At 34.5% G+C, this 13726-nt stretch carries 14 protein-coding genes; 8 read left to right on the top strand and 6 right to left on the bottom strand.

All coding sequences use genetic code 11. The features are described from left to right. Positions 1-32: 32 nt before the first annotated feature. The 3 genes from M666_RS03330 to M666_RS03320 all read right to left on the bottom strand — a co-directional run bounded on the left by M666_RS03330 (position 33) and on the right by M666_RS03320 (position 2712). On the bottom strand, positions 33-509 hold the full coding sequence (locus tag M666_RS03330; RefSeq protein WP_029445067.1) for a regulatory protein RecX: 477 nt from the start codon (positions 507-509) through the stop codon (positions 33-35). A gap of 84 nt (positions 510-593) precedes the next feature. Next, positions 594-2144, bottom strand: coding sequence for an Rne/Rng family ribonuclease (locus M666_RS03325; RefSeq protein WP_024479168.1), 1551 nt, complete (start codon positions 2142-2144; stop codon positions 594-596). 277 nt (positions 2145-2421) lie between these two features. After that, on the bottom strand, positions 2422-2712 hold the full coding sequence (locus tag M666_RS03320) for an HU family DNA-binding protein (protein ID WP_013549904.1): 291 nt from the start codon (positions 2710-2712) through the stop codon (positions 2422-2424). Between the two features lie 126 nt (positions 2713-2838). Between M666_RS03320 and mutY the strand changes: the two genes are divergently transcribed. From mutY to gldD, 4 genes are read left to right on the top strand one after another with little or no spacing between them, the layout of a single operon-like run. Continuing rightward, entirely contained in the window at positions 2839-3876 is a 1038-nt protein-coding gene (gene mutY / locus M666_RS03315; RefSeq protein WP_029445066.1) for an A/G-specific adenine glycosylase, read from the top strand. A gap of 24 nt (positions 3877-3900) precedes the next feature. Continuing rightward, a complete protein-coding gene (locus tag M666_RS03310) occupies positions 3901-4374 on the top strand; it encodes a single-stranded DNA-binding protein (protein WP_024479166.1) in 474 nt (157 codons plus the stop codon). A gap of 22 nt (positions 4375-4396) precedes the next feature. Continuing rightward, positions 4397-5725: a gliding motility-associated protein GldE gene (gene gldE / locus M666_RS03305; protein ID WP_024479165.1), complete on the top strand. Its 1329-nt coding sequence runs from the start codon at positions 4397-4399 to the stop codon at positions 5723-5725. After that, positions 5715-6275: a gliding motility lipoprotein GldD gene (gene gldD, locus M666_RS03300; RefSeq protein ID WP_024479164.1), complete on the top strand. Its 561-nt coding sequence runs from the start codon at positions 5715-5717 to the stop codon at positions 6273-6275. Before gldE ends, gldD begins: the two co-directional genes overlap by 11 nt. A 12-nt stretch (positions 6276-6287) precedes the next feature. Here gldD and M666_RS03295 read toward each other — a convergent pair whose 3' ends face one another. From M666_RS03295 to M666_RS03285, 3 genes are all read right to left on the bottom strand, one after another. Further along, positions 6288-6704, bottom strand: coding sequence for a hypothetical protein (locus tag M666_RS03295; RefSeq protein ID WP_029445065.1), 417 nt, complete (start codon positions 6702-6704; stop codon positions 6288-6290). Between the two features lie 151 nt (positions 6705-6855). Next, entirely contained in the window at positions 6856-8934 is a 2079-nt protein-coding gene (locus tag M666_RS03290) for a M16 family metallopeptidase (RefSeq protein ID WP_029445064.1), read from the bottom strand. A gap of 28 nt (positions 8935-8962) precedes the next feature. Next, the gene (locus M666_RS03285) at positions 8963-10285 is read right to left on the bottom strand and encodes a M16 family metallopeptidase (protein ID WP_025613882.1); all 1323 of its coding nucleotides are present in this window, start codon (positions 10283-10285) and stop codon (positions 8963-8965) included. Positions 10286-10494: 209 nt separating this feature from the next. On the opposite strand from M666_RS03285, the gene M666_RS03280 reads away from it, so the two are divergent. From M666_RS03280 to M666_RS03265, 4 genes are all read left to right on the top strand, one after another. Then, positions 10495-10938: a DUF4199 family protein gene (locus M666_RS03280; protein ID WP_029445063.1), complete on the top strand. Its 444-nt coding sequence runs from the start codon at positions 10495-10497 to the stop codon at positions 10936-10938. Between the two features lie 111 nt (positions 10939-11049). Then, positions 11050-11697: a 50S ribosomal protein L21 gene (gene rplU / locus M666_RS03275; protein ID WP_024479159.1), complete on the top strand. Its 648-nt coding sequence runs from the start codon at positions 11050-11052 to the stop codon at positions 11695-11697. A 26-nt stretch (positions 11698-11723) separates the two neighbouring features. Next, entirely contained in the window at positions 11724-11984 is a 261-nt protein-coding gene (gene rpmA, locus M666_RS03270) for a 50S ribosomal protein L27 (protein WP_024479158.1), read from the top strand. 155 nt (positions 11985-12139) lie between these two features. After that, positions 12140-13720: a tetratricopeptide repeat protein gene (locus M666_RS03265; protein ID WP_029445062.1), complete on the top strand. Its 1581-nt coding sequence runs from the start codon at positions 12140-12142 to the stop codon at positions 13718-13720. Positions 13721-13726: the final 6 nt, after the last annotated feature.

Below are 13726 nucleotides of genomic sequence, written 5' to 3'. Positions count from 1 at the left end.
AAAGGGCGATTGTTTTTGCAATCGCCCTTTTTTTATTGAATTAATTCTGTTATTTTTTCGTAGACTAAATGGCTTTCCCAACCTCGATATAAAAGGTAATCTGCCAGTTTTTTTCTTCTTTTTTGAATGTTCTTTTCGGAGATCGCGTCTAATCTCTTTTGTGCTAGTACGGTTAAGGTTTCTAGGTAATCATCTTCATCTATCTCTTTAAGAGCTGTAGTGATGTTGTATTTAGAGATACCCCGTTGTTTAAGCTCGTTAATAATACGGTTTTTACCCCATTTTTTAATATTGAATTTTCCTCTAGCAAAGCTTTTAGAAAAACGTTCTTCATTTAAGAAATTGTCTTGAATCAGAGCATAGATAATTTGATCTATGGCGCTAGGTATCATGCCCATATCTTTGAGCTTCTGGTTTACTTCTTTGTGACAGCGATCCTGATATGCACAATAGCTTTCTAGCTTTTTTCTAGCTTCATCAAGGGTGTAAGAGGGTTGGTAATTATTCAATATAGCGTTCTTTTAAGCATTAAATATACTAAAACGTACCTAGTGTAAACAAAAAAAAGCGACCCTTTGTTAAGGGTCGCTTTTTTAATATATGGTTTTGCCGTCTTTGTTTTTAAAACGGTATTCTAGATACGTATACGCATCTCTAGGTTGTATTTTGATCCATTTTTTGTACTCTAAAAACCATTTAGAGCGAATAGATGGAAAACCTTTGGTGATATAGGCTGCAATGAATGGATGAATGTTTAAAGTAACAGCATTATCCTTTGCTGGGCCATTGAGTAATTTTTCAAGGTCGGCATTAATTTTATCAATTAAAACAATTGGAGCTTCTACTTCTTGACCTTTTTGGTTCGGGTCTTCTTCCGTTGTTTTAATATTCATTTCGGGCCTAACCCTTTGTCTTGTAATTTGTATAAGTCCAAATTTACTAGGAGGCAAAATCTTGTGTTTTGCGCGGTCGTCTTTCATTTCATCTCTAAGATGATCAAACAATTTTCTCCTATTTTCTCCTTTGGTCATATCAATAAAGTCTACCACAATAATTCCGCCCATATCTCTAAGTCGTAATTGTCGGGCAATTTCAGAAGCTGCAAGTAAGTTTACTTCAAGGGCAGTTTCTTCTTGATTTTTTGCTTTATTAGATCGGTTACCGCTGTTTACATCTACAACATGCAGTGCTTCAGTGTGTTCGATAACCAAGTAAGCACCTTTGCTCATTGCGGCGGTGCGTCCAAAAGAGGTTTTAATTTGCCGTTCTATTCCGAATTTCTCGAAAATAGGCACGGTATTGTCACTATACAATTTAACAATAGATTCTTTTTCTGGGGCAATTTCAGCCACATAGTCTTTTACTTGCTCATAAAGTACCTCATCGTCTACATGAATTCCTGTAAAGGAATCATTAAAAACATCTCTTAATATGGATGATGCTCTATTAAGTTCTACTAGAACTTTTGATGGGTGCGGAGCTTTGTATAATTTTTTACACATTACTGACCATTTTGCCAGTAAGTTTTGTAGATCTTTGTCGAGTTCTGCGACTTTTTTGCCTTCGGCAACTGTTCTTATAATAACCCCAAATCCTTTAGGTTTAATACTCTTAACGAGTCTTTTAAGCCTATCTTTTTCTTCACTACTTTCTATTTTTTGAGAAACAGAGATTCGTTCAGAAAAAGGAACCATAACTAGATAGCGCCCAGCTATTGAAAGTTCTGAGCTTATTCTTGGTCCTTTAGTAGATATTGGTTCTTTAACAATTTGCACTAATAAAGATTGGTTGGCCTTTATTACATCTGTAATAACGCCATCTTTATTTATATCTTCTTCAAATGGAAAGTCTTTTAATGAAAAGTCTTTTAATTTTCCCGAGCTAGCTTGTTTTATAAACTTCAACATAGTTGATAGCTGAGGGCCTAAATCATGGTAATGCAAAAATGCATCCTTCTCATAACCTACATTAACAAAAGCAGCATTTAAACCGGTAACGGGTTTTCTAACTTTGGCAATAAAAATATCACCAACAGAAAAATTGTTACTGTCTTCTACTTTTTGTAATTCAGTTAATTTTCCATCCTTTAATAAGGCAAAATCGACGGTATCGGAACTAGATCTTACGATTAATTCTCTATTCACCTGAATCAATTTTTATCTATTTGTGGGCATGCCAAAGGCATGCTTAACAAATAAATGATTAAACAATATACGTAACAGGTTTATTAAACCTGATGAAATTCTTACAAAGAATTTCTATGTCAATGAACGTATTAAAATGAAAAAGTAGTTGTTACAACTACTTTTTCTTGTGACGATTAGCTCTTCTACGCTTCTTGCGCTTATGTGTAGCTACCTTATGTCTTTTTCTCTTCTTACCACTTGGCATAAAACTATACTTTTTAGATTAATATTTTTTTTACTTTACTTCTACGTTACTTTTAACACTCTCTACAAAAACCTTAGCTGGTTTAAAAGAAGGAATGTTATGTGCTGGAATCTTAATAGTTGTATTCTTTGAAATATTTCTACCAGTTTTTTCAGCTCTTGTCTTGATGATAAAACTACCAAAACCTCTTAAATATACATTGTCACCATTTTCCAATGAATATTTAACCTCTTCCATAAAAGATTCTACAGTCGCCTGTACATCTCCTTTTTCAATCCCCAGTTTTTCTGAGATTCTCGTTACAATATCCGCTTTCGTCATTTTTTGAAATAGTTTTATCTATGTTTTTTTCGGGTTGCAAATATATAAATTAAAATTCAATCTCCATCTTAAAGAGTTTAATTTTAAGGATATAAACCATTACTTTTGATACATAGTATTTTTCAAATGACTTTTTCAGCTAAAATTCTCCGTTGGTACGATGCAAATAAAAGGAATCTTCCTTGGAGAAGCACCGTCAACCCTTACAATATATGGCTTTCTGAAATTATGCTTCAGCAAACTCGTGTTGCTCAAGGTACACCTTATTATTTAAAGTTTGTTGAAAATTTTCCAACGGTAAAACATTTAGCAGCGGCTAGCGAAGAGGAAATTTTAAAACTTTGGCAAGGATTAGGCTATTATTCAAGAGCAAGGAACCTTCATGCCACCGCAAAAATCGTAGCAAATGAGTTTGATGGTCAATTTCCAGACACCTATAAAGAGCTATTGAAGCTTAAAGGTGTTGGAGATTATACTGCAAGTGCCATTGCTTCTATTAGTTTTAATCTTCCAGAACCCGTTGTAGATGGAAATGTCTATCGGGTTTTGTCGCGGTATTTTGGAGTTTCTTTACCTATTAATAGTACAGAAGGTATAAAGTACTTCAAGACCCTAGCTCGGGAAGTGATGAGTGTTAAGAATATTCGGGATTATAATCAGGGTATTATGGAGTTTGGGGCTATCCAGTGTGTGCCTAGTAGTCCTGATTGCGCTATTTGTCCTTTAAGTGCAAGTTGTGTTGCGCTTAAGGATGGTAAGGTAAAAGAATTACCGGTTAAAATAAAAAAGACAAAGGTCCGAGATAGGTTTTTTAATTATTTGGTTTTATTAGGAGATAATGATCACTCCTTATTAAAGCAGCGGACAGGAAAAGGTATTTGGCAAAATTTATACGAATTTCCTTTAATAGAATCTGAGGCAGCTATAACTAATGTTGATGTTCAAACCGAACTGGAGCAGTATGGTATTCTTGATCAGAAGTTTGAATTCTATAAGTTTAATGAGGAAGTGATTGTTCATAAATTATCCCATCAGCACTTAAAAACTCATTTTTGGATTGTTACCTTAGAGGGGGATGTTCCTAATGGGGTGTCCTTTCAAGAAATTGATAAATTTCCTGTACCTGTTTTGGTGGCAGATTTCATTAAAACGTTTAAATTTTAGTACTTTTGACCAAATATATTTGTTATGAGTGGTACATTAAATAAGGTAATGCTAATTGGGCATTTGGGTGATGAGGTAAAGATTCACTATTTTGAAGGAGGAAACTGTATTGCACGTTTTCCTTTGGCAACAAATGAATCCTATACTAATAGACAGACAGGAGAAAAAGTAACAAATACAGATTGGCATAATATTGTTATTCGTAATAAAGCTGCTGAAGTATGTGAAAAATATTTGAGCAAAGGAGATAAGATATATGTAGAAGGTAGATTAAAAAATAGGCAATGGCAAGGAGAAGATGGTCAGCCTAGATATACTACAGAAGTACATGTTCAAGACTTTACCTTTTTAACAACAAAAGCAAATTCTGGAGCGGTACAAAATAATCAACCTACTTCAAACGTTCAGAATACGGCGGCAAGTAAACCCGTAGATGCTCCATCGGCATCTAATCAGGTAACTAATGCACCAGAACAAGAAGATGATTTACCATTTTAAATTAAAACTTAATTTTTAAACTTTGGATCCAGACCCCTTTAGGCAGTTTTTAGCTTTTGTTGCTTTTGATAGCGCCTTGGCACTTAAATTAGTAGTGCTTTTTATATTATTATTGTGTTCTGCATTAATATCAGGGGCAGAAGTGGCATACTTTGGCTTGTCTGCATCAGAGATCAACGCCATTGATGAAGAAAAAACGGCAAAAGGAGGTGTTGTTGTAAAATTGTTAGAGAAGCCTAAAAAGCTTTTGGCTACAATTTTAATTGCAAATAATGCCATCAATATAGCTATTGTTTTACTGTTTAGTGCTATTGGAGATCTCATGTTTGAAGAGGTTACCTATAAGTTGTTTGGTTTTTTGTCCGTACGTTTTCTTTTAGAAGTGGTAGTGGTAACTTTTCTTATCTTGATGTTTGGTGAGATTTTGCCTAAAGTGTATGCTAATAGAAACCAGAAGAGTTTTGCATATACTATGTCTTACCCATTAAAAGTGCTTGATGTTATTTTTACACCATTGAGTGCGCCCATGAGATCTATAACTTTATTCTTGCATAAGAAATTAGGAAAACAGAAATCTAGTTTAAGTGTAGATCAACTGTCGCAAGCTTTAGAGCTTACTTCAGAAGGGGATACCACTAAAGAAGAACAGAAGATTTTAGAAGGGATAGTTTCTTTTGGGAATACGGATACCAAGCAGGTAATGCGGCCTCGTATAGATATTTTTGCATTGAATGTAGATATGAAATTTCTAGAGGTTATTGAGGAAATTAAGAAAAGAGGGTATTCCAGAGTTCCTGTATTTGCAGAGAATGTAGATAATGTAAAAGGGGTATTGTATGTAAAAGACTTGCTTCCTTATATAGATAGGAAAACTTTTAATTGGATGACCTTAGTGAGGGAGCCTTATTTTGTTCCTGAAAATAAAAAGTTAGATGATTTATTATTAGAGTTTCAGGAGAAGAAAAACCATTTAGCGGTCGTAGTAGATGAGTATGGTGGTACTTCGGGAATTGTAACCTTAGAAGATATTATAGAAGAAATAGTAGGAGATATTAGTGATGAATTTGATGACGAAGATCTTATTTTTTCAAAACTAGATGATAATAAGTATTTATTTGATGGTAAAACGGCCCTGAAAGATTTTTACCGAGTTATTAAGATTGATGACGAAACAAATTTTGAAGAACGTAAAGGTGAATCTGAAACTATAGCAGGTTTTATTCTTGAAATCGCAGGAAGCTTTCCTAAAAGAGGAGAGGTTGTTGAGTTTGATGGGTTTACTTTTGTTATAGAAAGTTTAGATAAGAAAAGACTAAAACAAATAAAAGTTATTTTGCCAAATGAAGAATAGGTTAGTTGTTTTTTTAGTTGTTACAATATTAGCTGTAGCAGGGTGTACGGAAGAAAGTGTCATGCCAAAACCAAAAGCTATGTTACGTTTAGATTATCCTATGGCGAATGAGGTGCTGTTAGAAACAGATCGTTTTTCATTTAATTATAATGATCGAGCTAAGCCTATAATCAAAAATCAAAATGCTATTGTTATAGATTATCCTTCTATGCGTGGTTCTATATTTGTGACGCATAAAAAAGTAGAGGATAATTTGAATAAGTTGATTGCGGATGCAGAAAAATTGTCTTTAGATCATATGAAAAAGGCAGATAATATTCAGCCTAGAACGTTTATTAATGAGGAGAATAAGGTATATGGCACTTATTTTCAAATCATAGGGGATGCCGCTTCGCAATCGCAGTTTTATTTAACAGACAGTGTTCAGCATTTTATAACAGGTTCTGTTTATTTCTATTCTAAGCCTAATTACGATTCTATTTTGCCTGCGGCTGATTATCTTCAGGAAGATATGCGTGCTATTATGGAAACTTTGCGTTGGAAAAACTAACGAAGAAACTCCTTATTTTAAAAGAGCTTCTGCGTTTTCAATACTTGTATTCATTTTATCTCTTAAAGCTTTTACTTTAACCTCTTCCTCGTCTAAAAAGCGTTGCTTTTCTTTGGTTAATTTTTTTCCTTTCATGATCTCATCAGATTCAAAGCGATCGCCAAAACCTTTCATCCACTCCATCATAGATTTATTAGCGTCTCTTAGGTCTGCTTGAGCGTTTAAGAGTGTTTCCGTAGAATCTGTTTCCTGAATTTTTTCATCTATTTTACTGATCAGTCTTCCAATGGTACTCATTTTAGGCATCACTTCATCGTGAACCGCCATGACTTGCTGCATTTGTGTAGGAGCTTCTTTTGTGTCAGAATCCTTACAGGAATAAGTTAATGATATTGCTATAACTGAGAGGATAAGGCCTAGTTTTTTCATAATCTATTATTGTACTACAAAGATACTATATCTTTCTTTTTTAAAGTTTGTAAAGCGTATTTAGAATGTCTTTTTGTTAAACTATTAAAAAAACCCTTCAAAACTAAATAATTAGCATTGAAGGGTTTTAGATGTTATTTTAAGGTTTTAATTACTCAAAATCGGCATCTGTGATTCCTTTATTAACGGTAGCGGAAATTAATTTGCTTTCCATTTTCTGCGGACCTAAAGAAGCAGATTTTGTACCAGGAAATTTGATACCTTCTATTTCTTGATAGTCAGATAATTCAGATTCTTGTGCTTGTGTCTGTCCATTCATGCTAGTGGTAGAAACTTCTTTCACCTTAAGGCCTGTTTCAACTGCGTAAAAATAAGAAGCAGAAACTACTTCTCCGGGAACATCAATTTTATACGCTTTTACACCATTAACGTCTTCAATACCTACTAGTTTTGCCTTACCGGTAGCCATAAATGTTTGTTCAGGAAAAATACCTAAAGCGTTTTTCATGTCGGCAACCATATTCTCTGGCAAAGGCATTTTGTTGCCACCTTGTTTCATGTATAATTCATCACCTTTGGCTATAACACCTTGCATAGGAGCGTCATTCATATACATCGTCATAGCGTATTTGTCTGCCGTTCTTTTTTCCTCTGTTTTTATCTTAGATCCCATTGCGGAGCCCTCGTAAACCAAGATTAAAGAAGTGATAGCGTTTACTTTATCTTTACCGCCAATAGCTTCAAAATAGTTATCAATTACGGTTTGTGCAGATACGCCTTCTGGTAGTGCAGCATTGTAATCGGGCTTTTCGGTAGAATTTATTTTTTTATCGTAATACTTTACAGGAATTGTTTTTCCGTTGAAAGTTACTTTTTCTAAATTCTCAAGAACTTCACTTCCTTTACCAGCAACGACTATTCTGGCGTTAGCAGTCGTGAAATACTTGTTGGCAGCTTTTTGTACATCGGCAACCGTTACAGCATTGATGCGTTCTAGATAGGTCTTATAGTAATCTTTAGGTAATCCTTCTGTCTCAATGTTTAAAGCATACCCAGCAATAGTTTCTGGGCGCTCTAATGCCATTATAAAACGACCGATATACTTAGCTTTTGTGTTTGCTAAATCTTTTTCAGTAACAGGCTGTGTTTTGATTTTATCTATTTCTTTTAAGATTTCAACAATAGAACTATCGGTTACAGCATTTCTAACTTGAGCAGTAGCTCTAAATCTTGCAGGTGCATATTTGTCATTACCTAGACTAGAGTAGGAGCCATAAGTATATCCTTTATCTTCTCTTAAATTTAAAAATAAGCGTCCTTCTCCTCCGCCACCAAGAATTTGGTTGGTAATTAAAGCTGGGAAATAATCGGGATCACTCATTTTTAAGTCTACTAAACTTTCTACGGCTATTTCAGATTGTACGGCATTAGGTACATCTACAAAGTTTATTTGTGTGTATTGAACGTCTGAAGGTTTAGAGAATTGAAATGATGGAGGTGTTGCTTTTGTCCAAGCGGTAAAATTCTTCTTAACTAATTTCTCTACCTCTTTTACGTTCACATCACCAATAATAATTAGATAAGCATTCGCAGGGACAAAATAGTTGGAATAAAACTTTTGAACATCAGTAAGATTAATGTTGTTAATGCTTTCTGCGGTACTGAACTCTCCATAAGGATGATTTTTTCCGTAAGCTAAAGCAGTTTGTGCTTTGTTGGCTATAGAGGCTACGTCATTCTCTTCCGATTTGATTCCGGTAAGGATTTTTTCCTTTTCCTTGTCAAATTCTTCCTGTGTGAAGTTAGGGTGTATGGCAGCATCAGCCATTAATTCAATAATTCTAGGGAAATATTTAGATAAGGAAGTGGCAAAAGCGCTTTGTGATCCAAAATTGATGCTAGCGCCTAGAAAATCTACCTCTTGGTTGAAATCATCTTTGGAGATCGATTTGGATCCATTTCCTAATAAGCTAGAAACAAATGTACTTACACCTGCTTTATCTCCTTCTGCAACTGGTGGGTTGTCTATTCTTAATTGAATAGAAACTCTTGGTAGTTTATGATTCTCAACCACTAAAACTTTAAGTCCGTTTTTAAGTTCAAAACGTTGTGGTTCTTTTAAATTGATTTCTGGAGCAGGTCCTGCTTTAGGCATGACACTCCTATCTATTTGTGCATTGGATGCCATGGCAAATAATGCAAAAACTAATGTAATATATATATTTTTCATGTGTGCTTTATTTATCTCAGGGTGCTAATTAATTCGCTGGTTTTTCTTCTGGTAAATATTCTAAAACAACTCTTTGGTTAGGATTCAGATATTTTTTAGCAACGGCTTTAATCTCTTCGCGAGTAATAGATCTGTAAATATCTATTTCAGTGTTGATTAGGTTGGTGTCATCATAAAGCATGTAGTTTCTTACTAATGAATTAGCAATACCTTCAACACTAGCATTAGAATTCACGAAATTATTTTCAAATATATTCTGAAGTTTTTGAAATTCATTTTCTGAAATTAATTCCGTTTGTAATTTTACAATTTCTTCGTCAATTTCTTTTTGAATTGCTTCTAGGGTGTTTTCACCTACAGGTAGTCCGCCTACGATATAAGTTCCATAATCCTCTTGAGAACCGTTGAATGCAAATACTTGTAGTGCCATTTTCTTTTCATCAACAATTTTCTTGTACAGTCTTGAGCTTTTGCCATCACTTAAAATAGTGGAAACCATATCTAATACATAAGCTTCTCTATTGGTTTGTTCAGGAGTACGATATCCTAACATAATTAAAGGAATTTGAATGTTAGGATCTCTAAATTCTGCTTTGATTGTTTGTGTAATAGGTTCTTCCTTAAAGGTCTCTCTCTTTATAGCGTCACCTTTTGGGATACTGCCAAAATAATCTTGAATCATTTTTTTTGTAGCGCTCATCTCAAAATCACCAGCAACAACTAATGAAGCGTTGTTAGGAACGTAGTACATTTTGTTAAACTTTTTAAAATCCTCTAAAGTAGCACTCGCTAAATGCTCTAAAGAACCAATAGTTTGCCAGCGGTAAGGATGGTTTTTAAACAAGTTTTTGGACATTACTTCTCTCCAACGGCCATAAGGAGCATTATCATAACTTCTTCTCTTTTCTTCCTGAACAACTTCTTTCTGTGTGTCTACGCCAATTTTATTAATGATAGGATGTAGCATACGTTCAGATTCTAACCATAATCCTAATTCAAGGTTGTTAGAAGGGAAAACTTCATAATAATAGGTTCTGTCTTGTGTGGTGTTGGCATTATTTTGGCCTCCATTGGATGCCACAATTTCAAACCATTTACCGCGCTCAATGTTTTCTGTTCCTTCGAAAAGCAAGTGCTCAAAGAAATGAGCGAAACCTGTTTTTTCTGGATCTTCATCTTTTGCGCCAACATGATACATTACGGCAGTTGTTACTAATGGTGCGCTATTATCTTGATGTAAGATAACATGTAGACCATTTTCTAAGTCATACTCTTCAAAAGCCACTTCCTGGGCTTGCATCCCAAGAGCAACTAAGGAAAGTGATGCAGCTAGAACTAATTTTCTTCTCATTTTAATAGTGTTATATAGTATTGTTTGTCGATAAATTTAAGGATTATCGACATTAATTTGACTATTTGTTGGTGGAAATTATCATTTGTTACAAAAAAATGGACTTTTTTCTACAATTATTTTTTAAATAATTGATTATTAATGAATTGTGTGATGAGTCCTGCCTTTTTTTTCTTAAATTAAACGAAGTAATTTAAAATGATATGATTATGAAAAAATTTACGCTACCCATTAGGTTTGGTATTGCTACTAGTGGTTGTTTAATTGCCTATTTTCTCGTGCTGTCCTTGTTTAATTTACATGTTAATGGGTTTTATAGTTTGTTTAATAGTATAATTACCGGTTTTGGGATTTATGAGGCTATTAAGTTCACTAAAGTTTTAAAAGGGAAAACATTTGATTACCGCCAAGGATTTGCTGCAGGAATTACAACCGGTTTTCTTGCCACACTAATTTTTACAATATTTTTTGCCTTTTACGCAACAGAAATTAATATTGACTTTCTACCTGAACTTTCTAAAGTATGGTTCAGGGAATATCATACGGGAGAGGGGTTGTTGTTTTTTACTGTGGCAATAATGGGCTTTGCTACGACGGTAGTACTTACCTTAGCATTTATGCAGTTGTTTAAGTCATCTAATAATTTAAAATGATTTTAAGCTTAATTTCCTTAAAAAACACTTGCTAGTTAAGTATTTAGCAGTATATTTGCACCCGCCTAATGAAATGGGTGATAAAATATTGATTAATAACAAACACAAGCTATGTACGCAATTGTAGAGATAGCAGGGCAGCAATTTAAAGTTGCGAAAGACCAAAAAGTGTATGTTCACCGTTTACAGAACGAAGAAGGTAGCAAAGTTACTTTTGACAATGTTCTTTTATTAGAAGACGGTAGCAACATTACTATTGGCGCCCCAGCTATAGACGGAGCCGCTGTTGAGGCAAAAGTCATTAAGCACCTTAAAGGTGACAAAGTAATCGTTTTTAAGAAAAAAAGACGTAAAGGTTACAAAGTTAAAAACGGTCACAGACAGTATTTAACGGAATTAGTAATTGAAAGCATAGTTTCTTCAGGTGCTAAAAAAGCAGAGAAGAAAGCAGAGCCTAAAAAAGAAGCTGTAAAAGCCGCTCCTAAAAAAGCAGCCGCTAAAGCTACTGACAAAGCTGACGACTTGAAAAAAGTTGAAGGTATTGGGCCAAAAATTGCTGAAACATTGGTTGCTGCAGGAATTTCAACTTTTGCTGAATTAGCAAAAACTGATGCTGCAAAAATCTCTGAAATCATCGCTGACGTTCGTGGAAATCACGTAACTGACACATGGCCAGCGCAAGCTAAATTAGCTGCTGAAGGTAAGTGGGATGAGTTGAAAAAATGGCAAGATGAATTAGATGGTGGGAAACCAGCATAAGTTTAACAAAATAAAACCGTAACAAAATGGCACATAAGAAAGGTGTAGGTAGTTCTAAAAACGGTAGAGAATCAGAATCGAAACGTTTAGGTGTTAAGATTTTTGGTGGTCAGGCTGCTATTGCTGGTAACGTATTAGTTAGACAGCGTGGAACTAGACACAATCCAGGTGAAAATGTATACGCAGGAAAAGATCACACTTTACACGCTCGTGTAGATGGTATCGTAAAATTCCAAAAGAAAGCGGGAGGGAAATCTTTCGTATCTATTGAGCCTTTCGAAGCTTAAGAGATAATTTCTTTATACAAAATAATACCCTTTATTGCTTTCATTAGCGATAAAGGGTTTTTGCGTTACACCAAATACTTTACTTAATCATAATACCTGCTTAAACTTAAGGTTAAGCCAATCTTGTACTTTTCAAGATTAAATACAGGTATTGCGTGTTCTCAAAACTATTCCTTCTTTATCTTTTTAATACAGCACAACTCATTTCTCAGGAGGCGGTGAAATTTGATGTAGCTAAGGATAGTATTGATCTTGTCTTCATACGGTTAAACGAGCGCCTTAAAAGTGAATTAAAATCTTCAGATGCACGCACTATAGCTACAGCACACTTGAAACTAGGCATTTTTTGCCAAGAGAATGAAGTGTATTCTGAAGCTATAAATCAGTTTAACAAAGCAATTTTATTACTAGGGAAAGATAATCATGAAAGCTTATTTCTTGAATTGGTAAATAGACTGGGTATTGTTCATTTACAACTTAAAAACTATAAGGCAGCAGAACATTATTTCCGAATTGGACTTGAGGAAGCTTTGTTGCAAAAAAATAAAACTCAATTAGCTTATGCTAAAAGTAACCTTGGAACATCTTTTGAAAAGCAACAACGATATGATGAGGCTTTGAAATTTCAAAAAGAAAGTATAGAATTATACTCAGCGCTTAAAGATGCCGAAGGGGTATCTATTGTGTATGAAAATATAGGGAGCGTCTACGAAGATTTAGAACAGTACCAAAAGGCACTTGGTTATTTTCAGAAATCTCTGCAATATCATACATCAACTACCGATGCGCGTTTCGCAAATATTTTAAATAATTTAGGGGATGTATACCGGAAATCAAAATCGTGCAAGGAGGGACTCCAGTATACTCAAAAAGCGCTAGAAATTTCAAAAATACTCGGCCATGCTCATGAAGAGGCTAGCAGTCATAAAGATTTGGCGGAGAATTTGGAATGTATGGGAAACTACGCATTGGCTGTGACTCACCTAAATGAATTTATTCGTATCGACAAAGAAAATAAACGGGTGCAAAATGCTAATCAAGGACGTGCACTTCAGATTATTTATGATACAAAGGAGAAGGAGTCGCAAATTCAATGGTTACTACAAAATAGTAAGATTGATCGTGCTCAGAAGGCAATACTTATGGTTTCTGTAGTGTGTTTTTTTATTTTCATACTTCTTGGGTATACCTATGTAAAGAAAAAACGGATACAAACAGAAAAGGAAACCAAGTACAAGCAACAACTGTTACAGGTAGAATTAAGTAAAAAGCATTTGGAAGAAGAGAATTTACAGCGGGAAGTAGCTGTTAAAAACGCATCATTATCAAGATACAGTTTATATATTTCTCAGAAGAATAAGATGCTAGCAGATTTTGCGCTGACCCTGAAGAATTCGTTAGAACGAAATAATATAGATTTAAAAAGGAAGCTTAAAGCCTTGATTAAGGAAATCGATTTTAATTTATCACAGGAGCAGGAGTGGGGAGAGTTTATGGTGCTGTTTCAAGAAACACATCCGGCATATCAAAATCAAATTAATAGCAAGGCCTTGGAGGTTTTGTCTCCGGCAGAATTTAGATTAAGTATTCTTTTAAGGCTTGGTTTGTCATCTAAAGAAATAGCTTCAATTTTAAGATTAACACCAGATAGTGTTAGAGTTTCTAGATACCGTCTAAGAAAAAAATTACCCATTACCTCTAAAGAAGATTTAACTGCTTTTTTGCGTTCCATATAGCCGTTT

Origin of the sequence: Cellulophaga baltica 18 (assembly GCF_000468615.2) — a bacterium.
Taxonomy (GTDB): domain Bacteria; phylum Bacteroidota; class Bacteroidia; order Flavobacteriales; family Flavobacteriaceae; genus Cellulophaga; species Cellulophaga baltica.
This window is presented reverse-complemented; position numbering and strand designations above follow the sequence as displayed.